Here is a 22,563-nt window from a genome sequence, read left to right as displayed (position 1 = left end):
CATGGCCGACGCGCTCAAGCCGGGCGATCCGGAGCGTCTCGGTGATTACGAGCTGGTCGGCAGGCTCGGCGAGGGCGGCCAGGGTGTGGTGTTCGAGGGACGCGACCCCGAGGGGCGTCCCGTGGCGGTCAAGCTGCTGCACGCCCGGTTCACCGAGGACGCCGCCGCGCGGGCCCGCTTCGTGCGCGAGCTGGAGGCGGCCGAGCGGGTCGCCGGGTTCTGCACCGCGCAGGTCCTGGACGCCGACGCCGAGGGCGACAGCCCCTACATCGTCAGCGAGCTCGTGCCCGGCCCCTCCTTGCAGCAGCTCGTCCGGGACGAGGGCCCGCGCACCGGCGGCGACCTGCACCGGCTCGCGATCGGCATGGCGACCGCGCTGGCCGCCATCCACCGCGCCGGGATCGTCCACCGCGACTTCAAGCCGCACAACGTGCTGATCGGGCCCGACGGGCCCCGCGTCATCGACTTCGGCATCGCCCGCGCGCTGGACGCCACCGGCACGATGACCAGCAGCGTCGTGGGCACGCCCGCCTTCATGGCGCCCGAGCAGGTCGCGGGCGCCGCGCTCGGCCCGCACACCGACGTGTTCGCGTTCGGTGTCACCATGCTCTACGCCGCGACCGGGACGCCGCCGTTCGGCGGCGACAGCATCCCGGCCGTCATGCACCGCATCCTGCATCTGACGCCCGACGTCTCGGTCCTGCCCCAGCCGCTGGCCGGGTACGTCGCGGCGTGCCTGAGCAAGGACCCGGCGCACCGGCCCACCGCCGAGTCGCTGGTGTTCAGCCTGCTGGGCCACCAGACGGCCCCGGCCGAGGCCGAGCCCGCCTCGTCCGACTCCTTCCTGGCCAAGGGCGCGACCGCCGCCCTCACCGGCCAGTTCGCGACGCCGCCCCCGATGCCCGTGCCGGTGCCGCAGCCGCAGTTCTCCAGCCCGGCGGGAATGCCGCCTCCCGGCCCCTACCCGCAGACCGCCTACGCTCCGCAGGTCACGGCCGTGCCGCGCGCCGAGGGCAACATCGCCCTCGCGGTCATGGCGGTGGCGGTCTCCGCGCTGGCGATGGACCTCGGCGTGACCTGGTCGTCGATCTCGATCGCGCCGAACCCCTGGATCGGCGCGATGCTCCCCGCCGTCATGGCCGCCGCCCTCCTGCCGATGGGACGGCTCGCCGACCTCCTGGGAGCCAAGGCCGTCTTCCTCATCGGTCTGGGCGCGTTCGCCGCGAGCGAGGTGGTCGCGGGCGTGGTCATGCTCATGAACAGCACGTTCTGGGTGCAGATCCCCGGCCAGATCCTGCTCGGGCTCTCGGCGGCCATGGTGATGGCGCCCGGCCTGGCGCTGCTGCGCGACATGCTCCCCGCGCGCCGGTTCGAGTTCGCCGTCGCGGGCTGGGGCGCGGTCGTGGGCGTCCCGCCGGTGGTCACGACGATGGTGTTCTCGGCCATCGACTATCAAGACTGGAAGTACCTGTTCTTCGCCGGAATCCCGCTCCCGCTGGTCGCGCTGGTGCTCGGCGTCCCGGGCCTGCGCGAGTCCAAGCGCGCCGGTGCGCGCCGCCCGGCCGACGTGCCGAGCGTGCTGCTGTTCGGCGGGACGATGTTCCTGCTCACCATCGGGATCAGGCTCGGCATGCGCGACTGGTCCGGGGTCGACACCGTCCTGGTGCTGACGTTCGCCGCCGTGCTGCTGGCCGTCCTGGTGGGCGTCCAGGCCCTGGTCCGCAGGCCGCGCCTGCTGCCGATCCGGCAGGTCACGGTCATGGTCGCGGTGGTGCTCGCGCTCGGCGGCGTCGCGTACGCGGGTGTTTTCTCCAGCAACCTGGTGAGCGTCGTCACCGGAATGCCCACGACGCTGGCGGCGGCCCTGCGGTTCCCGCTCCTGCTGGCGGCGGTCGCGGGCGCGATCGGAGCGGCCGCGCTGAGCGTCCGGACGGGTCCCCGCGTGCCGCTGGCCCTCGGCGCGGCGGTCGGCGTCCCCTTCACCGTCGGCCTGGCCCTGACCCACCAGTCGCTGAGCAACTACGCGACGTTCCTGCCCTTCCACCTGCTGCACGGCGCGGCGCTCGGCGCCGTCACCACCGCCGGGGCCATCGCCGTCATCGGCCACCGCCCCGACGACCTGCGGGCGACCGCGGGCGGCGTGATGCACGCGGGCCAGGCGATGAGCCTGGTCGTGGTGTCGCTGCTGTTCTCGTTCCTGCCGAACGACGTCCTGTCGCGCAGCAGCCTGGACGAGCACGCCACCACCAACCGCGTCGTGCTGCTGGTTGCGGCCGTCGCCACCCTCGTCGGGGCGGGACTCGCCCTGCTCAGCGGGCGCACCGCCGATGAGTCACTGCCACCGGAGACGCCGCCGGGCGGCTTCGACACCGCGCCTTCGTCACCGGCGTTCTACGCCCAGCAGTGAGTCTCTCCGGTCAGCGGTGCAGGTTGATGCCGTCGAACATGACCTTGAGGTAGTGGTCGGCCAGCCCCTGCGCGTCGAGACGTCCCCCCGGCTTGAACCAGCGCACGGCGACCCAGATGGTGTCGCGGATCATGCGGTAGGTCAGCTTGGGGTCGATGTCGTCGCGGAACAGGCCCTGCTCCTGGCCCGCCCGGATGGTGTCGACCCAGATCTTCTCGACCTCGGCCTCGGACTGGGTGAGGTAGGCGAACCGCTCCATGCCCCTGAGGTAGTTCCAGTCGTTCTGCATCACCGTGATCGCCGCGCGGTGCGGCTCCAGCGTGCCGTAGGCGATGCGCACCAGGCCGTCGATCGTCTCGCGCGGCCCCTCGCCCCGGTCGAGGACGCCCCGGTAGGACGCCATGATCTCGCGGAAGAACCCCGAGAGGATCTCGTCGACGATCGACTCCTTGGAGTCGAAGTGGTGGTACAGGCTGCCGGACAGGATTCCGGCCTCGTCGGCGATGTTGCGCACCGTCGTGGCCTGGAAGCCCTTCTCGGCGAAGAGTTCGGCGGCGAGCCTGACCAGGTGGTCGCGCCGCTCGGAGGCCAGGGCGGACGAGCCCTTGCCCCGGCGGCGTCCCCCGCCCTCTGGTCTGGGTCGGCCGGAATCAGTCCCCGTTGTGGTCACCTCCCCATTATGGCGTGAGCGCCCGAACGCTTGCTCAGTTGGCATGTCAACACGAGGTTACGCCTGCCAGCAAGCGCTTGGTCCCAATCGGCGCGATTTGGGATGATCTAGGGTCGGAGCATGGCCAACGTGATCGTCTTCGACCTCTTCGGCGTGATCGCCAGAAACCAGACCCCCGAGGCCGTGTGGCGGCTGGAGCAGCTCGCCGGACTGTCCGGCCCGGCCTTCTGGGACGCCTACTGGGGCTGCCGTCCCGCCTACGACGCCGGTCAGGACAGCACGGCCTACTGGGCCGCCGTGGCGGCCAGGACCGGCCGCGTGTTCGCCGACGTCCCGGCGCTGATCGAGACCGACCTGGAGTCCTGGACGAACGTCGACGAGACCATGGTCGACCTGGTCGGACGGCTCGCGGACCGGGGTCACCGGCTCGGCCTGCTCTCCAACATCATCGCCGACCTCGTGCCCCGCTTCGAGGCGCGGCACGGCGCCTGGCTGAGCCGCTTCGACACGCTGACCTACTCCTGCGAGATCGGCGTGGCCAAGCCCGACCCCCGCGCCTTCGAGATCTGCGCCGAGCGCCTCGGCGTCGCCCCCACCGAGACGATCTTCTTCGACGACAACCCCGCCAACGTCGCCGCCGCCCGCGAGGTCGGCATGCGCGCGGAGGTCTTCACCTCCCCGTCCCAGATCCGCGAGCTGTGTTGATTGAAATCCCGGCCCACCTACGCTCGCCTGGCGGCTCGCTTCGGTGACCGAGATTTTGCGATTGCCGCATCGCTTCGCGATCTCGCCGGGGAAGCTTCGCCTTCGGCTCGCTTCCCCGCTCATTAACGCAATCGCGCGCGGGTTGAGGTGTATGCGGTGCGGGGTGGTGAACCTAATCGGGGGCACCGGGCGTTGTCCTTTTGAGGCGGGTGGCCTGTCCGTACGGCGGAGGGGGTCGGGCGGCCAGGCCCCGCCGCCCGCCTAGCCCTTCGGGGGCGGTAGTTCGCCGCTGGCCTCGGTGGCCTCCTCCAGGCGGTGGCGCAGGTCAGCGACCAGTTCCTCGCTCTGCGCGGTGAGCCGCTCGATCGCCGGGATGGCCAGGTCGTCGCGGACGGTGTCGGCCAGCAGCTCGTCGTACTCGTGCGCCCGCTCGGCCAGGGCCTCCAGATGACGGTGGGCGCGCAGCGCCCGGTCGGCCGACTTCGCGCGGTCGGCGTAGCGCTCCAGAGCCTCGATCCGCCGGGTCACCGCCTCCACCGACAGCTCCAGCTTCGCGCGCAGCGGGCGCAGCGCCGCCTCGACCTCGGGCAGCTCGGGGGTGTCGTCGTGCTCGTCGCGCAGCTTGGACTGCCGCGCCAGCACCTGGGCGATCTCCCACTCCTGCCGGGGCAGCTCGACGGCGTTGTCGACCGAGTCCAGCAATCCCTCCCGGTTGACCTCGGAGTCGCGGACGGTGTCGACCGCGCCCTGCACCCGGCGCAGCAGCTCGCGCCCGTCCTCGTCGAAGTCCTCGGGCGTGAGGTAGCGGTCGCGGCGCCGGTCGAGCTCGCGGGCTCGTTGCAGGTCGAGCGAGAGCGCGGGCGACCCCATCGCCACCAGGACGGCCAGCATCGCCAGGCCCAGCAGCCACAGCGAGCCCAGCAGCGGCGTCCCGGCCAGGCCGAGCCCGAACACCGTCAGCGGCGCCAGCCAGACCAGCGGCCGCCGCCGCGCCACGATCGTGTCGAGCTCGGCGCGCAGGCTCGGATCGGCCACCGGGCGCAGCTCGCCCACGCCGTCCTCGGGCGCCCTCGGCGGCGCGATCCGCCGCCAGTAGGTCGACACATGGGTCTCGAACGCGAAGTCGCCGGGCGAGATCTCGATCTCGGCGGGCCCGGCGGGCAGCGGCCACGAGCCGACCGGATCACCGCCGCCCGGGCCGGTGAAGCGCACCCACCAGCCCCCTTTGCCCTCGTCGCACCGGTACCGTCCCGGCGCGACGTCGATGCCGACGAAGAACGTCCCTACCCCTGGGATGGAGTTGCTCCAGGTACCGCTCGTCACCTGCGACCTCCGAACCCCGACTCTCTCCCGCCGTGTTCCCCTCCGGACTCGCATGCCCGTTCTCGTGCCGTACCCACATCCGCGTCCGGAAAGTCCCGCTCCGGCCCATGGATTGCGGACTGGAATACTCCTGCCGTGCGCACTTCCGATGATCCCTACGACGAACCGCCCCGGGCGATGCAGTTGGTGGTACGCGCGGAGAAGGCCGCGCCGCCGGGTCACGGCGCGGTCTGCGCCGCGGCGGCCCGCGCGGTGGTGGCCCTGCTCACCGACCCGAGGACGACCGACCCCGAGGGCGAGTGGCACGACGCCGTGCGCCGCTGGGAGGACGGGCGCATCCGGAAGGTCGCCCGGCGCGCCCGGGGCGTTCGCTGGCCAGAGGTGCAGGCGTTGCCGGGAGTGACCGTCGAGCAGGACGGCGCCGAGGTGCGCGCCTTCGTGCCGGGGTCCGTCGCCGACGTGCCGCCCGAGATCTCCAAGCTCCAGGTCGCCGGGCTCGACCTCGCCGACGAGGAGGAGCCCAAGCCTCCTCCCGAACCCCCGTATGCGGTCATCGCGCTGAACCCCGGCGTCGCGATGACGACGGGGAAGGCGGCGGCCCAATCCGGCCATGCCGCCCATCTCCTGCTCCGCCAGGCCGGGGAGCCCGGCCTGGCGGAGTGGATCGGGTCGGGGCCGCGGGTCCATCTCGTCCGCGACCTGCCCTGGCACCGCTGCGTCGAGCACGCGGCCGTCGCCGTGCGGGACGCCGGTTTCACCGAGGTCCCGCCCGGCACCATGACGGCCGTCGCCTGGCTCAGGGGAGCATCACCCGCACGGGGATGACCCCTGCGCCGGGAAACTCAGCCTCGGTTGCGGGGGTCTGGCCGTGCGGGACCCCGGTTGTCGCCGAGGTCCCGCTTGGCTCAGGGGAGTGTCACCGCAACGGGGGTGATCCCCGATCCGCGGATGCCCGAGGCGATCTTCGAGGCGAACGGGTGGTGGTCGGCGCTCAGCCCGCGCGGGTTGTCGATCACGTAGTGGACGACGTCACCGGCGCGGCGCTCGCTCCAGCGCGCACCGGCCGAGCGCAGGATCGCGGCCGTGCGGCCCGCGTCGGCCGGCCGCACCGAGACCCGGATCGGAGACTCGAACCAGGGCAGCGCCCCGGCCCGCGCGGCGGCGTCGGCCGCCGAGCGCGTCGAGACGATGGCCGCGTCGCGCGGGTCGGGGCCGACGATCGCGTTGCGCAGGATCTTGGCCGTCCCGTCGCTGAGCGCCCGGAAGTTGGGCTCGGCGGCGAACAGCACCGAGCGTCCCGCGCCCGCCTTCTGGTCGACGACCGCCGCCGTCCCGCCGAGCTCGGCCGCGCCCTTCTCGAACCCGGAGACGAACCATTCGGGGGAGCCCGCGGCCGGGTAGGAGACCGCGACGCCCGAGTCGGCCTTCATGACCGGGTCGTAGGAGGTGAAGTTCCACGCCGTGCCGCCGACGCCCTTGGCCAGCGGGCTGGACCCGTCCAGCGTCACCCGGAACATGGTGCCCGGGATGTCGGACGTCGGCTCGCTCAGCGTCGCGGTGGTCAGCCCGAGCCGCGCGGCGAGCTGCGTGCCGCCCTGCCAGCCGACATAGCGGCCGCCGCCGCGCGTCCAGTCCTGCAGGGCCTTGCGCCCGGCGTCACCGAGCGCGGTGTACGCCTCGGGGGCCGGGCCGTTGGGCGTGATCAGCACCTGGGTCCCGGCGAGCTTGCCCGCGGCGATGTCGGCCGGGGTGAGCAGCGTGAACGGCAGGTCCCACTCGCGGTCGAGGCGGTGCCGCAGCCAGCCGACCGACTGCCGGGCGCTGGTGGCGGTCGCCGAGAGCTGGAGAATCGCGATCTTGGGCTTCTTGCCCCGGGTGGACGCGCGCTCCTCGTCCAGGGTGGCCACCGCCGAGGTGCGCGGACGCAGGTCGGCGCCGGACGAGCCGCCCGCGACGTTGCCCAGCAGCGGCATGCTCCACGCCGTCACGTCGTAGAAGTACGGGAACGGGGTGTAGGAGTCCTCGTTCAGCATGGCCTGGATCCAGTGCTTCTGCCCCTGGGCCATGGAGATGTAGTACGTCCCGGCGGGCAGCTTGGCGGAGGTGGCCGCGCGTCCGTACTCCTTGTAGTCCGGGACGGTCAGCGCCCGCTCCAGACGCTCGACCCGCACGCCCATGCGCTGGAGGCGCCGGACGATCGTGCGCACCTCGGCGCGCTTGGCCCGGTCGTCGGCGCGCAGGAAGTACTGCCGCACCCTGCGATCGGGGACGGGACGGTCGACCTGGTTGGGCGGGTTGTAGATCTGGTTGGGTTCGAGCTTCCCGGCCTTGCCCTGCTGGTGGGCGTCCACGGTCATCTGGCGCCACTGGGTGAGCATTTTGCGCCGGTCGGCGACCGCCGCCGACAGCGACACCCACTGGGTGATGTACTGCTCCTTCACCTTCTCCGGGTACGGGCTCGCGCTCCCCTTCTCGAAGGTCATCCCGGCGGCGTGGAACGCGCTGGTCGGGACCGTGTCGCCGTACCCCTGGTAGAAGAGGTCGTAGGTGTCGCGGTTGAAGTAGTCGATGCCCTGCCGGGTGAACTCCTTCTGCATCGCCGCGCCGTAGACGTCGTTGATCCACCCCACCGCCTGCTCGGGCGTCTCGTGGTAGATCGGGTCGGCGTTGGGCGGGAAGAAGTACGACGTCCCGCCCATCTCGTGGGCGTCGATGTAGAGCACCGGCGGGAGCTGGTTGAGCAGCGCCAGCTTGCCGTCGGTCTCGGGCTGGGTGCGGGCGAACCAGTCGCGGTTCATGTCGAAGCCGTAGGCGTTCTGCCGCGTCCCGGCCTCGCGCCCGTCGGGGTTCTGTGTGGGCAGGACGACCACCAGCGCGTTGTCGAGCACCTTGGTGGCGGCGCAGTCCCGGCGGTCGCCGAGGTCGCGCAGCACCCGCAGCGCCGCGTCGGTGCCGCTGGGCTCGTTGCCGTGCACGTTGCCGCTGACCCACAGGATCGGGACGCCCCGCGCGGCGATCTTCTCGGCGAGCCGTTCGGGCGTGCGCGGGTCGCGCAGCGCGCGGGCGTCTCCGCGCACCTTGGCCAGACCGGCCTTGGACAGCAGCTCGGGACGTCCGACGACCGCGTACTTCAGCGGCCGTCCCTGGGCGCTGCGGGCCAGCGTCCCGGAGATCACTCGTTCGCTCTTGGCGGCCACCGTCTCCAGATACCGGTCGGACTCGGCGGAGGTGGCCTGCCGCTCGCCGAGATCGAAGCCGAGCACGTCCTTGGGGGAGGGGACCTTGCCCCGGTAGTCGGGTGCGGTCTGCATGGGATCGCACACGGGTGCGGTGGCGGGCTTCGCTGACGACGCGGACGACGCCGGCGCGGCCAGAGCGGCGGCCAGGGCCGTCGCCAGCGTGGCGGACCACGCGATGTTTCGGGCTCTCATAGCCGTCAAAGCTGGCACCAGGGCAAACGCCGACCAACGGCAACATCTGCCAAGATCGCGGACCCTCCGGAACCGGACACAATCCGCCAGCGATTGCTGGCGGAAAGGGCTACCGCTCGGCGCGCGAACATGATTCGGTTTCCGGGAGGGAACCCGCACGAGTTGGGGAGGGCACATGCGCGCCGCGCTGACCAAGGACGCAACGATGGTCGTGACCGAGGTGCCCGACCCGGTCCCGCAGGCGGGCCAGCTGCTCATCCGCACCCTGGCCTGCGGGATCTGCGGCTCCGACCTGCACGCCCTGGCCGACCCCGACGCCTTCATGGAGACCACCCGCCGCTCCGGCGGCACCCCGTACGACCCACGCGACGGCCTGGTGTTCGGCCACGAGTTCGCGGGCGAGATCGTGAGCTACGGCCCCGAGACCCAGCGGACCCTTCCCGAAGGCACCGTCGTGTGCGGCCCGCCCATCGGCATCGGCCCGCAGGGCGCGGGCATCATCGGCTACACGCCCATGTACCCCGGCGGCTACGGCGAGTACATGATCCTCAACGAGGGGCTGACCCACGCCGTCCCCGAGGGCCTGGACCCCAAGGTCGCGGCCATCACCGAGCCGTTCGCCGTGGCGACCCGCGCCGTCGAGCGCAGCGGGATCAGCGAGGGCGACGTCGCCCTCGTGCTCGGCCTGGGCCCGATCGGCCTCGGCACCGTCGCCGCCCTGAAGGCGCGCGGGCACGGCCCCGTCCTGGCCGCCGACTTCTCGCCCCGCCGCCGCGCCCTGGCCGAGGGCCTGGGCGCCGACGCGGTCATCGACCCCGCCGCCGAGTCGCCCTTCGGCCGCTGGGCCGACCTCGGCGTCGCCTCCTCCCTGGTCGAGCGCATCGCGTCCCAGCTCCTGGGCACCGAGGTGCGCGGCGCGGTCATCTACGAGTGCGTCGGCGTCCCCGGCATGCTCCAGCAGGTCATCGAGGGCGCGCCCGCCGGGGGCACGATCATGGTCGTCGGCGTCTGCATGCAACCCGACCGCCTCGAACCCGGCGTCGCCGTCAGCAAGGAGCTGAGCATCCTGTCCAGCTTCGGCGCCTACCCAGCCGAATACGGTGCCACCCTCGCGGCCATCGGCGACGGCCGCATCGACGCCGGCTCCATCATCACCGGCACCGTCGGCCTGGACGGCGTGGCCCAGGCCTTCACCGACCTGGCCGACCCCGAAGTCCACGCCAAGATCGTGGTGCAGTGTTGACCCGGGGGTTCCAACCCCCGGACCCCCAGGCGCGTCCGTGGCGCGTCCTCACTCGCTGGCGCTCGCTCCGGGCTCGCCACGGACGCGCCTGGGGGCTGGCCGCCCTCAAGCTCCCGCCCAGGGGGCTCCGCCCCCCGGACCCCCCCTTGGGGCTACGCCCCTCGCCCCCTTGGGCTGGGGTTGTGGGTCAGGTTCGGCGGTTGAGGTTGTTGAGGGACCTCAGGGCGAACTCCTGGGTGCGGGTCAGAGGGGTTTGGCCTCCGGCCTCGCCTTGCTGGCGTGGGGGCTGGGGGCCGCCGATGCGGGCCTTGACGCTCAGGCCGTAGGTGAGGAACAGCAGGGCGGCGAAGGCGGCCAGGTAGAGGGCGTGCTCCAGCAGCGTCGTCCAGTTGCCCTTGACCAGGTCGAGGACGGTGAACACGGCGAAGCCCGCGCACCAGCCGGCCAGGGCGGGCAGGAACCAGACGTCGCGGCGGCGGACCAGGGCGGCGACGGTGAGGGCGATCAGCGCCAGCTCGATCAGCTTGACGGCGGCCAGGGCCGGGGTGGCCAGGCCGGAGCCCAGGTAGCCGGCCAGCTCGTCGCGGCGGTCACTCCAGCCGATCAGGGCGGTGAGCAGGCCCGTCACGCCGTAGAAGATCAGGAAGGTGCCGATGGGGTAGTGGAGGCGGTGCCAGTTCCTGGTGGTGGGGGTCTGGGGACCCCGCGGAGCCTGGGACGCGGCCCTGCCGGGTAGCGGCATGTCCGGCCTGGTGGGTTCCGGGTTCCATGCCGCGTTCGCGTTCGCCGTCAATGTTTGTCCCCGTCCGCCCTCTTGACTGCTAGGCGCAAGATATCCCGGATGCCGGGACGGTGTCGCCGATCCTGCCCTCATTGTGCCGCTGACCTGCCCGAAGTGCTTGCGGAAGGAGGGGTGACAGGGAAGGGTGAGTGCTCGTCGGGCCACGCGATTGTCCACGTGGAGCGAGGATGACGCCTGACGATACGGGAACGGCCGCGTTGATCAAGACGCGGATCGAATATCTGGAGGAGCTCGGCGACGAGCTGGCCAAGCGGGGGTTCCGGGTGCGGCTCACATTGCCGCGCGGCCAGGCGCCCAGCTTGCACGTGTTGAATCCGGACGCGTCCGCCCTGACGGAGAACATCCTGGCGGAGCAGGGTGCGGACGGCTGGTGGTACTGGTGGTCGTGGGCCGAGCGGATCGCCTCCGCGCGTGACGTGCCCGGAGCCGCCGACCGGGTCGCCCGGGTACTGGCGGCTCTTTGACGACGTGATCATGCAGACGGACCGGATCATCCCGGGCGGAAGTCTGCATGATCACGGGCTCAACCCGGCTTTGTTGGCTGCGGGAACATTTGGTTGATCTTGAGTGTATGCGGCACTCGATCCCTTGCCCTTTCGGGCTTCCTTGATTTCCCCCAGGTGGACGGCTCGTTACGGGATTGTTACTGGCCACAACAAATTACCCCGGTGTGAGATCTGGCGCACATCGCGATCCCGACATAAGTTGCGGGGCACAACATTCAGCGTTCCACCCCGAGAAAGGACCCGGGCCATGCGCAAGGGGATCCTCAGCCTCACCGCCGTGTCGGCCGCCGCGGCGCTCACGCTCGCGGCCTGCGGAGACGACTCCGGCGACGCCGGATCGGGCGGCCAGAAGGGCAAGATCGGCGTGATCCTGCCCGACACCAAGTCGTCGGTCCGGTACGAGAGCTTCGACCGGCCGTTCCTGGAGCAGTCGTTCAAGGCCGCCGGGGTCGCCTACGACATCCAGAACGCCGAGGGCTCCACCCAGCGCTTCCAGACGATCGCCGACCAGATGCTCACCAGCGGCGTGACCGTGCTGATCGTCGACGGGCTCGACTCCAACTCCGCCGCCGCCGTCCAGCGCAAGGCCAAGGAGCAGGGCGTCCAGACGATCGACTACGACCGCCTCACGCTCGGCGGCGTGGCCGACTACTACGTGTCCTTCGACAACGTGAAGGTCGGCGAGGAGCTCGGCAAGGGCCTCCAGAAGTGCCTGGGCGACAAGAAGGCCAACATCGCCTATCTCAACGGCGCGCCCACCGACAACAACGCGACGCTCTTCGCCCAGGGCGCGCACAGCGTGCTGGACAAGGTCACCTCCTACAAGAAGGTCGCCGAGCAGGCCGTCCCCGAGTGGGACAACCAGAAGGCCGCCACGATCTTCGAGCAGATGTACACCCAGCAGAAGGGCCAGATCGACGGCGTCCTGGCCGCCAACGACGGCGTCGGCAACTCGGCGGTGTCGATCCTGAAGAAGAACGGCCAGGGCGGCAAGGTCCCGGTGACCGGGCAGGACGCCACCGTCCAGGGCCTGCAGAACATCCTGGACGGCACCCAGTGCATGACGGTCTACAAGCCGGTCAAGCAGGAGACCGACGCCGTCGCCAAGCTCGCCGTCAACCTGCTCAAGGGCCAGAAGGGCGAGACCAACGGCACCGTCAAGGACACCCAGGGCAAGCGCGACGTGCCCTCGGTGCTGCTGAACCCGATCGGCGTGTTCAAGGACAACATCAAGCAGGTCACCGACGACGGCTTCGTCAAGAAGGACGAGCTGTGCAAGGGCGCCTACGCCGCCAAGTGCAAGGCCGCCGGTATCCAGTGACGGGCGCCGGGAAAGTGAGCGTGGCGGACGACTTCGTCCTGCGGTTGACCGGGCTCAACAAGAGCTTCGGGCCGGTCCACGTGCTGCACGACGTGGACTTCGCGGTGCGTCCCGGCGAGGTCATGGCCCTGGTCGGCGACAACGGCGCGGGCAAGTCGACGCTGATCAAGTGCATCGCCGGGATCCACCCGGTCGACTCGGGCCGGATCGAGTTCGAGGGTCGCGAGGTCGCGATCGGCGGCCCGCGCGACGCGGCCGCCCTGGGCATCGAGGTCGTCTACCAGGACCTCGCGCTGGCCGACAACCTCGACATCGTCCAGAACATGTTCCTCGGGCGCGAGCGCCGCCGGGGCGTGGTGCTGGACGAGGACGCCATGGAGCAGGCGGCCCGAGAGACGCTGGCCCGGCTGTCGGTGCGGACGGTCAAGTCCGTCCGGCAGCAGGTGGCCAGCCTGTCGGGCGGGCAGCGGCAGACGGTGGCGATCGCCAAGGCCGCGCTCTGGGAGTCCAAGCTGGTGATCCTGGACGAGCCCACCGCCGCGCTCGGCGTGGCGCAGACGCGGCAGGTGCTCGACCTGGTGCGGCGGCTGGCCGACACCGGGCACGCGGTGGTCCTCATCTCGCACAACATGAACGACGTGTTGGAGGTGGCCGACCGGGTCACCGCGCTCTACCTTGGCCGGGTCGCGGCCGACGTCAGGACCGGCGAGGTGACCCACGGCCAGATCGTGGAGCTGATCACCGCCGGCCGGTCGGGTGATCTCGGCCTCGCGCCGGCGACCGCCGCCGAGAACATCTGAAGGGGAGCCGATGTCCAGCAAAAATGAGGCCGCGATGAAGCTGGCGGACTCGGACTTCGCCGCCGACCGGCGCACGCACGACGTGGGATCGGCCCTGCGCGACTACTGGGGCCGGATCCGCTCGGGCGACCTCGGCGCGCTCCCGGCGATCCTCGGCCTGGCCGGTCTGGTGGTGCTGTTCACCGCGCTGCGGCCGGAGACGTTCCTGTCCGAGCGCAACATCGCCAACCTGCTGACGCAGGCGATGCCGGTGACGATCCTGGCCATGGGCCTGGTCTTCGTGCTGCTGCTCGGCGAGATCGACCTGTCGGCGGGCGTGGCCAGCGGCGTCTGCGCCGCCGTCATGGCCAAGCTGATCGTCGATTCGGGACAGCCCTGGTACGTGGCGGTGATCGCGGCGATCGCCACCGGGATCGTGATCGGCACCGGGATCGGCTGGCTGGTCTCGGTCGTGCGGATCCCGTCGTTCGTGGTGACGCTGGCCCTGTTCCTGGGACTCCAGGGCATCACGCTCCGCCTGATCGGCGAGGGCGGGACGGTGCCGGTCCGCGACGACGTGATCGTGGCGCTGTCGAGCAAGAACATGCCGATCGCGCTGGGCTGGACGCTGGCGGCGCTGTGCGCGGCGGGCTACGCGGCCACCCAGCTGTGGCGCTGGCACCGCCAGCACGAGCGCGGCCTCGCGTCCCGTCCGGTCGAGCTGGTGGTCGCCCAGGTCGCGGTCGTCGCGGCGGTGCTGCTGTTCGGCACCTACGTGCTCGGCCTGGACCGCGCCCCGAGCCCGGCGCTGGTCCTGCACGGCATCCCGTGGGGCGTCCCGCTGGTGGGCGTGCTGCTGATCGTGTGCACGTTCGTCCTCGGCCGGACGGCCTACGGCCGCCACCTGTACGCGGTCGGCGGCAACGCCGAGGCGGCGCGGCGCGCGGGCATCAACGTGACCCGCATCCGGATGTCGGTCTTCATGATCTGCTCCGGTCTCGCGGCGGTCGCCGGCATCGTGGCCGCGGCCCGCCTGAACTCGGTCACGCCCGACGCGGGCGCGGGCAACACGCTGCTGTACGCGGTCGGCGCCGCCGTCATCGGCGGGACGAGCCTGTTCGGCGGCCGGGGCAGGGCCCGCGACGCCGTCCTCGGCGGGCTGGTGGTGGCGATCATCGAGAACGGTCTCGGGCTGCTCGGCGCCAAGGCCTACCTCAACCTCCTCATCACCGGGGGCGTGCTGCTGCTCGCCGCCAGCATCGACGCGCTGGCCCGGCGGCGCCGGTCGGTCACCGGCCGATGAACGCGGGAGCGGGACGGGCGGGGGCGGCCGCCTCCGGCCGTCCCCGCCCGCCTTCTCCTGCTACGCTCACCAGCCATGACCGCTCGGTGCGCGGCAGCGGTGCGGCACGGTGGGAGCCCCTCGGCATGGCTGTGACACCCGCTCTGGAACTGCGGGGAATCGACAAGAGCTTCGGCCCCGTCAAGGTGCTGCACGACGTCGCCTTCACCGCGTACCCGGGTGAGGTCACGGCGCTGGTCGGCGACAACGGAGCGGGCAAGACGACGTTGGTCAAGTGCATCGGCGGCATCCACCCCTTCGACGCGGGCGAGTACCGCTTCCAGGGCGAGCCCGTGCAGGTGGGCAGCCCGCGCGACGCGGCGGCGCTCGGCATCGAGGTCGTCCACCAGGACCTCGCGCTGTGCGAGAACCTCGACATCGTCCAGAACATGTTCCTCGGCCGCGAGCGGCACCGGGGCCTGGTGCTGGACGAGGCCGCGATGGAGGAGCAGGCGGCCCGCACGCTGTCGGCGCTGTCGGTCCGCTCGGTGCGCTCGGTCCGGCAGCGCATCTCGACCCTGTCGGGCGGGCAGCGGCAGACGGTCGCGATCGCCCGCGCCGTGCTGTGGGACAGCAGCGTGGTCGTCCTGGACGAGCCCGCGGCGGCGCTCGGCGTGGCGCAGACCCAGCAGGTGCTCGAACTGGTGCGGCGGCTGGCCGACAAGGGCCTGGCGGTGGTGCTGATCTCGCACAACATGAACGACGTGTTCGCGGTGTCCGACCGCGTCGTGGCGCTCTACCTCGGCCGGACGGTGGCGCAGGTGCGCACGTCCGACGTCACGCACGCCCAGGTCGTCGAGCTGATCACCGCGGGCCGCAGCGGGGATCTCGGCCTTCCTCCCGCGTCATGAGGGCGGCCCCGTCCCAGGAGGAGGTCCGGCGTCACAACCTGGGGACGCTGCTGCGCTTCGTCCATCTGCGCGGCCCGGCCTCGCGGGCGACGCTGGCCGAGTCGCTCGGGCTGAACCGCAGCACGATCATGGCGCTGACCGCCGACCTCACCGCGGCGGGCCTGGTGCGCGAGGAGTTGCCGCGCCGTCCCGGACGCCGGGCCGGCCGCCCGTCGCTGGTGGTCCGTCCCGAGTCGACCCGGGTGTACGTGCTGGCCTTCGACGCCGGGGTCGACCGGCTGGCGGTCGCGCGGGTGGGGCTGGGCGGCGAGATCCTCGACCGGCGCGAGACGGTGCGCGACCGAAGTTCCTTCGACCCGAACGACCTGGTGGGGGCGCTGGCGGGCGCGGCGCGCTCGCTGATGCGCAAGGCCGGGCGCGACTCGGTGTGCGTGGGGGCGGCGCTGGCGTTCCCCGGCACCGTCCGGCGGTCCGACGACCAGATCATGTTCGGCCCCAACATCGAGGTGGGCGACCTGTCGCTCGGCGACGTGCTGTCGCGCCGCCTCGGCCTCGGCATCCCGGTGGCGGTGCGCAACGACGCGAACCTGGGCGCGCAGGCCGAGCACGAGCGCGGCGCGGGCGTCGGCTGCGACGACCTGATCTACCTGCACGGCGATGTCGGGGTGGGCGGCGGGATCATCGTCGGCGGGCGGCTGCTGGGCGGGCAGGACGGCTTCGGCGGCGAGATCGGCCACATGGTGGTCAACCCGGGGGGCCGCCCGTGCGCGTGCGGTTCGCGGGGCTGCCTGGAAGCCGAGGTGGGGGAGCGGACGCTGCTCGACCACGCGGGCCGCGAGGAGCGTCCCGACCTGATCGGACGCGACGCGGTGCGCGCCATCGTCGACGCCGCCGACCGGGGCGACGTGGTGGCGCGCGACGCGCTGCACCGGGTCGGGACGTGGCTCGGCCTCGGCGTGGCCAACCTGGTGAACGTCTTCAACCCGGGCCTGGTGATCTTCGGGGGGACGCTGCGCGACATCTACCTGGGGTCGGCCGCCCAGGTCCGCAGCAAGGTGGCGACCAGCGCGCTCGCGGCGCCGCGCGAGCGGGTCAGGCTCCGCACGGCCGAGCTGGGCGACGACACCACGCTGGTGGGGGCGGCCGAGTTCGCCTTCGCCGACGTCCTGGCCGACCCGGTGCAGGTCCTGGCCCGGCTGCGCTCGCCCGAGGGCAGCGCGGTCTAGAGACGGCTCAGCCGTCGAAGCGGCCGTACTCGCCCCGGTAGAACAGCAGCGGGTCGCCGTCGTGGTGCTTGTCGAGGTGGTGGACGCGCGCGACGACGATGACATGGTCGCCCGCGACGTGCTCGTTCTCGATCTCGACCTCGATCCAGGCCAGGGCGCCCTCGATGACCGGGCCGCCGCTCGGAGACTCGGTCCAGCCGACCCCCTGGAACTTGTCGGCGCCCTTGAGCGCGAACTGCTTGCAGACCTCCAGCTGGGGCTCGCTGAGAATGTTGATGCACAGCCGCCGGGCGCCGCGCAGCCTCGGCCAGGTGGTGCTGGTGTGCGCGACGCAGAAGGCCACCAGCGGCGGCTCCAGCGAGACGGAGGTGAACGAGTTGGCCGCCAGGCCCGTCGGGAGCCCGGAGTCGGGCTCGACCGCGGTGATCGCCACGACGCCGGTGGCGAAGCGCCCCATGACCGAGCGGAACGTCGCGCTGTCGATGTCGGTCACCGGTGCCTCGACCGAGCCGTGCATTCGGTGCTCCCTCACTTAGCCAAGCGCTTGCTTGGACGATAGGCCGGGCCCGTTCGGCATGTCAACCCGAACGGGATTCGCCCCAGAGTGCATGTCACGTGAAGCCCTCGCCGAACCCCGTTGATTCCCGAAACGGGGGGTTCTAGGACCAAGGTCCCGGGTGACCTCGGTCGTCCGGCCGACTCTTGCAGGCCGCCCTAGCGCCCGCCTAGAGTGGTGGTCAAGCGCTTGCTTGGGAGGCGATGTGCGCGGCTTCCGCGACCGGACGGCGATCGCCGGCGTCGGCTACACGCCGTTCAGCCGCGACTCGGGCGTCTCGACGCTCACCCTGGCCGCCCGCGCGATCCGCGCCGCGCTCGACGACGCGGGCCTGACGGTGGCCGACGTGGACGCGCTGGCCACCCACCGCGTGGGCGACTCCGTCCCGCCCTGGGTGGTCGCGCCCGCGCTCGGCGTCCCGGCGGTGACCTGGTACCTGGACCAGTTCGGCGGCGGCAGCGTCTCGCACTCGGTGGTCGCCCAGGCCGCGATGGCCGTCGCGGCGGGCGTGGCCCGGACGGTGGTCTGCTACCGCGCCGTCAACGCCCGCTCGGAAACGCGGATGGGCCGTGCGCAGGGCGCGGCCTTCGACGTCCAGTACCAGGCGCCCTACGGCTACTTCGCGCCCCCGCAGCAGTTCGCGATGGCCGCGCGCGCCCACATGAACGCATACGGGACGACCCACGAGCAGCTCGGCCGCATCGCCGTGCGGCAGCGGGCCCACGCGGCCAAGAACGAGCGGGCGCTCAAGCGCGAACCGATCACCCTGGACGAGTACCTGGCGTCCCGTTGGATCGCCGAGCCGCTGCGCCTGCTCGACTGCTGCCTGGAGACCGACGGCGCCTGCGCGGTCGTCGTCACCTCGCGGGAACGCGCGCGAGACCTGCGGCGGCCGCCCGTCCTGATCTCCGGCGCCGCCTGGGGCGGCGGCGACAGCCTGTTCTCCGGGGCCGGGAGCGCGCCCGGCAGGGCGACCGACCTGACCGTCACCGAGGCCGCCCGCCTCGCGCCCCGCCTCTACGCCATGGCGGGCGCCGGGCCGGAGGACATCGACGTGGCCGAGCTCTACGATTGCTTCACCTACTCCGTCCTGGTCCAGTTGGAGGACTACGGGTTCTGCGTCAAGGGAGAGGGCGGCGCGTATGTCGAGTCGGGCGGGCTGCCCGTCAACACCCACGGCGGATTCCTCTCCGAGGGCTACGTGCACGGCATCAACCACATCGCCGAGGCCGTCGCGCAGCTGCGCGGGACGGCGGGCGACCGCCAGGTGCCCGGCGCCGAGGTCGCCCTGTCCACCGCGCAGCCCGGCTACGTGCTCGCGGGCACCTCGGCGCTGGTCCTGCGGAGCGGACGATGAGCGACCGCGACTCGGCGGCCTGGTGGGACGCGGTGCGGCGGCACGAGCTCACGCTCCAGCGCTGCGCCGCCTGCCGCGAGGTCCGCTTCCCGCCGCGCGCCATGTGCAACCGGTGCGGCGCCGAGTCCGCCGAGTGGGTCCCGGCGCTGGGCACCGGCCGGGTCTACAGCTGGGTCGTCACCCACCAGGTCTTCGCGCCCGCCCTGGCCGGACGGGTGCCCTACACCACGCTGCTCGTCCGCCTGGACGACGGCCCCGACCTGCTCATGTACGGCAACCTCGCCGAGGGCGCACCCGCGGACCTGCGCCCCGGCCTCCCCGTCGAGGCCGTCTTCGAGGACGCCGAAGACGGCACCACCCTGATCAACTGGCGCCCGCGCCCCTAGCGCGCGAGTGCAGGGCGGGTTTGTCGATCTTTCCGTTGGGGTTGAGGGGGAGGGCGTCCACGAGGATGACGCGGCGCGGGACCTTGTAGGACGACATGTTCGCGCGGGCCCAGGCGACGATCGCGTCCGGATCGGGGGAGGAGCCCGGGGGCGGGACGACGTAGGCCCAGCCGACCTCGCCCCTGCGCTCGTCCGGGACGCCGATGACCGCGGCCTGCGCGACGTCGGGGCAGCGCAGCAGCAGGGCCTCGATCTCGGCCGGGTAGGCGTTGAACCCGGAGACGATGAACATCTCCTTCTTGCGGTCGACGATGGTCAGGTTGCCCGCGTCGTCGAGGGTCCCGATGTCGCCGGTGTGCAGCCAGCCGTCGGCGTCGACGGTCTCGGCGGTGCGGTCGGGGTCGCGCCAGTAGCCGCGCATGACGCCGTGGCCGCCGACGAGGATCTCCCCGCGCTCGCCGGGCGGCACGTCCTTCCCGTCGTCACCGGCGATGCGGACCGCGACCCCGGGCACCGGGCGGCCGGTCGAACCGGCGATCACCTCCACCGGGTCGCCGGGACGGGTCATCGACACGACCGTCCCCTCCATCAGCCCGTAGGCGTTGATCATGCGTTCCAGGCCGACCCGCTCGACCAGCCGCCGGACCAGGTCGGGCGGGACGGCCGCGGCGCCGCAGATCAGCACGCGCAGCGAGGAGACGTCGCGCCCGGCCAGGCCGTCCAGGATCGTGAAGAACAGGGGCGGCGCCCCGGCCAGCACGCTGACGCGCTCGCGCTCGATCAGGTCGAGCAGCGCGTCCGGGCGGAACTCCGCGATCGGCAGCATCGTGGCCCGGCGCAGGACGCACGCCAGCAGCCCGGCGTTGATCCCGAAGCCGTGCGAGAACGGCGCGGTGACCGGGTAGCGGTCACCCGGCCCGAGCGTGACGATCTCCGCCCAGTCCCAGTAGCCGCGCAGGAGTTGCGCGTGGTGCAGCATCACGCCCTTGGGGGTCCCGGTCGTGCCCGAGGTGGCCATGATCTCGCCGAGGTCGTCGGGGCCCACCGCGAGCGCCCGCTCCTCGGCCGCTTCGGGGGAGACTTCGGCGCCGCGCTCGATGAACTCCGTCCAGGAGCCGTCCATGACCACGACGTGGGGCGGGCGCGCGTCGCCGAGGAGGGCGAGCAGGGCGCGGTCGGCGACGACGAGCACCTCGGCGTCGAGCGTGGCGAGCATCGCCCGGGCCTCGATGCCCTTGAAGCGGGTGGACAGCGGGGCGACGATCGCTCCCGCGTCCCAGATACCGAAGGCGGTGACGACCCAGCGGGGCGTGTTGGGCGCCCACACGGCCACACGGTCGCCGGGGGAGACCCCTAGGGCGATGAGCGCGCGCGCCACCGCGTTCGCATCGCGGGCGAGCCCGGAGAGTGTGAGCCTGGTTCCGTCTGCCACGACGGCCTCGGTGTCCGGGTGGGCGGACGCCTGGGCGCGCAGCATCCGGGGGATCGTGCCCCAAGCGGGGACGGCCTCGATCTCCATCGCGCCTCCTCAGAGGTGGTGGCCGCGCAGGTCCGTGACCGTGCCGGGACGCCGCTCCTCGGTGGTCTGCGGTTCCACGACCACCTCGATCCGGACCGGGGTGATCGAGTACAGGGCCTGGACGATGCGCGCCTTCCACATCGGATTCCCGACCAGCGTCTCCCGGGTGAAGGTGACGTGCAGCGCGGCCGCGTCGAGCGTTCCCTCGCGGCTGATCCGCAGCTCCCAGTGGCCGACGCCGTCGATCCTGGCCAGCGCCGCCGCGACCCGGGGGACCGGGATCCAGCGGCCCCGCACCAGGACATGGTCGCCGGTGGTGTGCGCGGGCATCGGGACGCCCTCGCCGACGCCGTCCAGCCGGGCGACCTGGCCCGTGCGCAGCGTGCACGCGCCCAGCGACGAGTGCCAGCGCGGCGTGACCACCAGTTCCCCGAGCTCCTGCGCGTACGGGGGGCTCAGCGGGACGTCCTTCTCCAGATGCGCGAGCGCGAGCAGGCCGTCGCGGACGGGGGTGAGCACCGGGTCGGACGGGTCGCGCCACGCCAGCGGCACCCCGAAGAACGGATCGGCGTACAACTCCCGGACCGCGGCCCCGAACTCGCTCGCGAGCTGCGCGGCGGTGTTGGGCGAGGCCACCTCCCCGACCAGCAGGACGCGGCGCAGCTCCAGGTCGAGCGGGTCGATCAGGAACTCCAGGTGCAGCCGGGCGAGGAAGTCCATCGCCCCGGTCGGCGTCGCGACCAGCGTGGTCGCGCCGGTGCCCTCCAGCGCCGTGTGCAGTCTCATGCGCCCCCGGGGGCCCACGGACGCGGCCGCCTCGGCGACCGTCGCCGCGGCCTCGGCGACCAGCGTCCCGGCCGGTTCGCCGTCGCTGTTGAGCGCGACGACGACGCGGTCGTCCTCGCCGACCCCGGCGGCGGTGAGGACCGCCGCCGCGAGCTCGCGCGCGGCGGCGCGGTCGGCGGCGTCCATCGGGATCGCGGGCCCGCCGTCGGGACGCAGGAGCAGCAGGCCGCGCGCCCGCCGCCCGGACGCGAGGGCGCCGCGCGTCAGCCACGTCACGGCGCCACCTCGCGCATGAAAAGCTCCATCGACGCGCAGACGCGCTCGTGCGCCAGCCCGCCCACCTGGGCCTGGAGGATGAGGTCGGTGGCGCCCGCGGCCGCGATGCGCTCGACCGCCTTGCGCGAGCCCTCGACATCGTCGATGACGACCATCGTCTCGTCCCGGAGCGTCCGCATGGCCTCGTCGGGCGGCATGCCCGCGGCCTGCTGGCCGAGGACGCGATGGGTGGCGTGCCGGGCGTCGGTGTAGTCGGGCGGCGCCACCAGGTTGATCTGGCGGCGCAGGTACCAGAGCACCGGGTCGGCGGCGGTGTCGACGGCCTCCTGCTGGGTCGGCGCGACGTACCAGGGGATCATCAGCGCGATCCGGCGGCTCTCGGGGTCGAAGCCGTTCTCGGCCAGGCAGCGCTTGTAGGCCGCGATGTCGCCGGCGACGTCGTCCAGGCCCTTGAGCATCGTCATCCCGAGCAGGTTGTAGCCCTGCTTGGCGGCGGCGAGGTAGCCGTCCAGGGAGGTGGAGGCCACCCACACCGGCGGATGCGGCTCCTGGGCCGGACGCGGGTAGACCGCGACGTCGGGGATCTCGAAGTACCGTCCGGACCGCGTGACGGGCTCGCCGTCGGCGTTCCAGATCGCCAGCACGGCCTCGAGGGACTCCTCCCACAGGCTTCTGGACTGCTCGAACGGGCGCTGGAACGCCTGGTACTCCAGCGGCGAGGCGCCGCGCCCGGTGCCGAACTCGACCCGTCCGCCGCTGATCACGTCCAGCGTGGCGACGCGCTCGGCGGTGCGGATCGGCGACTGGAACGGGAGCAGCACCACGCCGAGGCCGAGCCGGATCCGCTCGGTGCGCTGGGAGATCCCCGCGAGCACCAGGTCGGGCGCCGAGGAGTGGGAGAAGCCCCGGGTGAAGTGGTGCTCGACGAACCACGCGGTGTCGTAGCCGAGCCGGTCGGCCAGCACGACCTGCTCCATCACGTTCGCGAACGCGCGGCGCTCGACCTCGCGCGAGCGTCCGCGCACCTCGAGTTCGTAGCCAAGGCTGACCCGTATGGACGTCATCGAGCCTCCGATG

20 protein-coding genes are annotated in these 22,563 nt (G+C 72.3%); 12 read left to right on the top strand and 8 right to left on the bottom strand.

Annotated elements, in window-relative coordinates; translation table 11 throughout:
• The first annotated feature begins 1 nt into the window (after position 1).
• The gene (locus tag ACQPY4_RS29995) at positions 2 to 2,407 is read left to right on the top strand and encodes a bifunctional serine/threonine protein kinase/MFS transporter (protein WP_433326488.1); all 2,406 of its coding nucleotides are present in this window, start codon (positions 2 to 4) and stop codon (positions 2,405 to 2,407) included.
• Between the two features lie 10 nt (positions 2,408 to 2,417).
• Here ACQPY4_RS29995 and ACQPY4_RS29990 read toward each other — a convergent pair whose 3' ends face one another.
• Positions 2,418 to 3,077, bottom strand: a complete 660-nt coding sequence (locus ACQPY4_RS29990; protein ID WP_433326486.1) for a TetR/AcrR family transcriptional regulator — start codon at positions 3,075 to 3,077, stop codon at positions 2,418 to 2,420.
• A gap of 120 nt (positions 3,078 to 3,197) precedes the next feature.
• On the opposite strand from ACQPY4_RS29990, the gene ACQPY4_RS29985 reads away from it, so the two are divergent.
• Positions 3,198 to 3,782, top strand: a complete 585-nt coding sequence (locus ACQPY4_RS29985) for an HAD family hydrolase (protein ID WP_433326484.1) — start codon at positions 3,198 to 3,200, stop codon at positions 3,780 to 3,782.
• Between the two features lie 261 nt (positions 3,783 to 4,043).
• On the opposite strand, the gene ACQPY4_RS29980 is transcribed toward ACQPY4_RS29985, so the two are convergent.
• The gene (locus ACQPY4_RS29980; RefSeq protein ID WP_433326482.1) at positions 4,044 to 5,105 is read right to left on the bottom strand and encodes a hypothetical protein; all 1,062 of its coding nucleotides are present in this window, start codon (positions 5,103 to 5,105) and stop codon (positions 4,044 to 4,046) included.
• Positions 5,106 to 5,240: 135 nt separating this feature from the next.
• Between ACQPY4_RS29980 and ACQPY4_RS29975 the strand changes: the two genes are divergently transcribed.
• On the top strand, positions 5,241 to 5,930 hold the full coding sequence (locus ACQPY4_RS29975) for a hypothetical protein (protein ID WP_433326480.1): 690 nt from the start codon (positions 5,241 to 5,243) through the stop codon (positions 5,928 to 5,930).
• Between the two features lie 80 nt (positions 5,931 to 6,010).
• Here the strand turns inward: ACQPY4_RS29975 and ACQPY4_RS29970 are convergent, their stop codons facing one another.
• On the bottom strand, positions 6,011 to 8,536 hold the full coding sequence (locus ACQPY4_RS29970; RefSeq protein ID WP_433326478.1) for a M14 family zinc carboxypeptidase: 2,526 nt from the start codon (positions 8,534 to 8,536) through the stop codon (positions 6,011 to 6,013).
• 175 nt (positions 8,537 to 8,711) lie between these two features.
• Between ACQPY4_RS29970 and ACQPY4_RS29965 the strand changes: the two genes are divergently transcribed.
• The gene (locus tag ACQPY4_RS29965; RefSeq protein WP_433326476.1) at positions 8,712 to 9,779 is read left to right on the top strand and encodes a zinc-binding dehydrogenase; all 1,068 of its coding nucleotides are present in this window, start codon (positions 8,712 to 8,714) and stop codon (positions 9,777 to 9,779) included.
• 187 nt (positions 9,780 to 9,966) lie between these two features.
• Here ACQPY4_RS29965 and ACQPY4_RS29960 read toward each other — a convergent pair whose 3' ends face one another.
• Entirely contained in the window at positions 9,967 to 10,521 is a 555-nt protein-coding gene (locus tag ACQPY4_RS29960; protein ID WP_433326474.1) for a hypothetical protein, read from the bottom strand.
• Positions 10,522 to 10,748: 227 nt separating this feature from the next.
• Between ACQPY4_RS29960 and ACQPY4_RS29955 the strand changes: the two genes are divergently transcribed.
• The 6 genes from ACQPY4_RS29955 (at position 10,749) to ACQPY4_RS29930 (ending at position 16,606) form a co-directional block, all read left to right on the top strand.
• Complete coding sequence (locus ACQPY4_RS29955; protein WP_433326472.1) at positions 10,749 to 11,045, top strand: hypothetical protein; 297 nt, start codon at positions 10,749 to 10,751, stop codon at positions 11,043 to 11,045.
• A 289-nt stretch (positions 11,046 to 11,334) separates the two neighbouring features.
• Positions 11,335 to 12,408, top strand: coding sequence for a sugar ABC transporter substrate-binding protein (locus tag ACQPY4_RS29950; protein ID WP_433326470.1), 1,074 nt, complete (start codon positions 11,335 to 11,337; stop codon positions 12,406 to 12,408).
• 20 nt (positions 12,409 to 12,428) lie between these two features.
• The gene (locus ACQPY4_RS29945) at positions 12,429 to 13,208 is read left to right on the top strand and encodes an ATP-binding cassette domain-containing protein (RefSeq protein WP_433326468.1); all 780 of its coding nucleotides are present in this window, start codon (positions 12,429 to 12,431) and stop codon (positions 13,206 to 13,208) included.
• 10 nt (positions 13,209 to 13,218) lie between these two features.
• Complete coding sequence (locus ACQPY4_RS29940; RefSeq protein WP_433326466.1) at positions 13,219 to 14,490, top strand: sugar ABC transporter permease; 1,272 nt, start codon at positions 13,219 to 13,221, stop codon at positions 14,488 to 14,490.
• A 125-nt stretch (positions 14,491 to 14,615) separates the two neighbouring features.
• Positions 14,616 to 15,380: an ATP-binding cassette domain-containing protein gene (locus ACQPY4_RS29935; RefSeq protein ID WP_433326464.1), complete on the top strand. Its 765-nt coding sequence runs from the start codon at positions 14,616 to 14,618 to the stop codon at positions 15,378 to 15,380.
• Entirely contained in the window at positions 15,377 to 16,606 is a 1,230-nt protein-coding gene (locus tag ACQPY4_RS29930; protein ID WP_433326462.1) for an ROK family transcriptional regulator, read from the top strand. Before ACQPY4_RS29935 ends, ACQPY4_RS29930 begins: the two co-directional genes overlap by 4 nt.
• Positions 16,607 to 16,613: 7 nt before the next feature.
• On the opposite strand, the gene ACQPY4_RS29925 is transcribed toward ACQPY4_RS29930, so the two are convergent.
• Positions 16,614 to 17,123 carry a flavin reductase family protein gene (locus ACQPY4_RS29925; RefSeq protein ID WP_433326460.1) on the bottom strand — a complete coding sequence of 170 codons (510 nt, stop codon included), beginning with the start codon at positions 17,121 to 17,123 and terminating at the stop codon, positions 16,614 to 16,616.
• 244 nt (positions 17,124 to 17,367) lie between these two features.
• Here ACQPY4_RS29925 and ACQPY4_RS29920 point away from each other — a divergent pair, with 244 nt between their 5' ends.
• Together ACQPY4_RS29920 and ACQPY4_RS29915 are read left to right on the top strand one after the other, a co-directional pair.
• Positions 17,368 to 18,519: a thiolase C-terminal domain-containing protein gene (locus ACQPY4_RS29920; RefSeq protein WP_433326458.1), complete on the top strand. Its 1,152-nt coding sequence runs from the start codon at positions 17,368 to 17,370 to the stop codon at positions 18,517 to 18,519.
• A complete protein-coding gene (locus ACQPY4_RS29915) occupies positions 18,516 to 18,905 on the top strand; it encodes a Zn-ribbon domain-containing OB-fold protein (protein ID WP_433326456.1) in 390 nt (129 codons plus the stop codon). The genes ACQPY4_RS29920 and ACQPY4_RS29915 overlap by 4 nt, the downstream gene beginning before the upstream one ends.
• Here ACQPY4_RS29915 and ACQPY4_RS29910 read toward each other — a convergent pair.
• The 3 genes from ACQPY4_RS29910 to ACQPY4_RS29900 are packed head-to-tail and all read right to left on the bottom strand — an operon-like array spanning position 18,883 to position 22,550.
• Positions 18,883 to 20,424, bottom strand: a complete 1,542-nt coding sequence (locus tag ACQPY4_RS29910; protein WP_433326454.1) for an AMP-binding protein — start codon at positions 20,422 to 20,424, stop codon at positions 18,883 to 18,885. The genes ACQPY4_RS29915 and ACQPY4_RS29910 overlap by 23 nt on opposite strands.
• Positions 20,425 to 20,433: 9 nt before the next feature.
• Entirely contained in the window at positions 20,434 to 21,486 is a 1,053-nt protein-coding gene (locus ACQPY4_RS29905) for a hypothetical protein (RefSeq protein ID WP_433326452.1), read from the bottom strand.
• On the bottom strand, positions 21,483 to 22,550 hold the full coding sequence (locus ACQPY4_RS29900) for an LLM class flavin-dependent oxidoreductase (protein ID WP_433326450.1): 1,068 nt from the start codon (positions 22,548 to 22,550) through the stop codon (positions 21,483 to 21,485). The genes ACQPY4_RS29905 and ACQPY4_RS29900 overlap by 4 nt, the downstream gene beginning before the upstream one ends.
• Between the last annotated feature and the right edge of the window lie 13 nt (positions 22,551 to 22,563).

It is taken from the genome of Spirillospora sp. CA-294931 (genome assembly GCF_050946795.1).
Taxonomy (GTDB): domain Bacteria; phylum Actinomycetota; class Actinomycetes; order Streptosporangiales; family Streptosporangiaceae; genus Spirillospora.
Note: the sequence above shows the minus strand (reverse complement) of the source record. Positions and strands in the feature narration are given on the sequence as shown.

What these genes read in the sequence shown, in the direction of transcription:
- ACQPY4_RS29995 (WP_433326488.1), top strand. Translation starts at nt 2, where the DNA reads ATGGCCGACGCGCTCAAGCCGGGCGATCCGGAGCGTCTCGGTGATTAC.
- ACQPY4_RS29985 (WP_433326484.1), top strand. Translation starts at nt 3,198, where the DNA reads ATGGCCAACGTGATCGTCTTCGACCTCTTCGGCGTGATCGCCAGAAAC.
- ACQPY4_RS29970 (WP_433326478.1), bottom strand. Translation starts at nt 8,536, where the DNA reads ATGAGAGCCCGAAACATCGCGTGGTCCGCCACGCTGGCGACGGCCCTG.
- ACQPY4_RS29965 (WP_433326476.1), top strand. Translation starts at nt 8,712, where the DNA reads ATGCGCGCCGCGCTGACCAAGGACGCAACGATGGTCGTGACCGAGGTG.
- ACQPY4_RS29960 (WP_433326474.1), bottom strand. Translation starts at nt 10,521, where the DNA reads ATGCCGCTACCCGGCAGGGCCGCGTCCCAGGCTCCGCGGGGTCCCCAG.
- ACQPY4_RS29955 (WP_433326472.1), top strand. Translation starts at nt 10,749, where the DNA reads ATGACGCCTGACGATACGGGAACGGCCGCGTTGATCAAGACGCGGATC.
- ACQPY4_RS29950 (WP_433326470.1), top strand. Translation starts at nt 11,335, where the DNA reads ATGCGCAAGGGGATCCTCAGCCTCACCGCCGTGTCGGCCGCCGCGGCG.
- ACQPY4_RS29940 (WP_433326466.1), top strand. Translation starts at nt 13,219, where the DNA reads ATGTCCAGCAAAAATGAGGCCGCGATGAAGCTGGCGGACTCGGACTTC.
- ACQPY4_RS29935 (WP_433326464.1), top strand. Translation starts at nt 14,616, where the DNA reads ATGGCTGTGACACCCGCTCTGGAACTGCGGGGAATCGACAAGAGCTTC.
- ACQPY4_RS29930 (WP_433326462.1), top strand. Translation starts at nt 15,377, where the DNA reads ATGAGGGCGGCCCCGTCCCAGGAGGAGGTCCGGCGTCACAACCTGGGG.
- ACQPY4_RS29925 (WP_433326460.1), bottom strand. Translation starts at nt 17,123, where the DNA reads ATGCACGGCTCGGTCGAGGCACCGGTGACCGACATCGACAGCGCGACG.
- ACQPY4_RS29915 (WP_433326456.1), top strand. Translation starts at nt 18,516, where the DNA reads ATGAGCGACCGCGACTCGGCGGCCTGGTGGGACGCGGTGCGGCGGCAC.
- ACQPY4_RS29910 (WP_433326454.1), bottom strand. Translation starts at nt 20,424, where the DNA reads ATGGAGATCGAGGCCGTCCCCGCTTGGGGCACGATCCCCCGGATGCTG.
- ACQPY4_RS29900 (WP_433326450.1), bottom strand. Translation starts at nt 22,550, where the DNA reads ATGACGTCCATACGGGTCAGCCTTGGCTACGAACTCGAGGTGCGCGGA.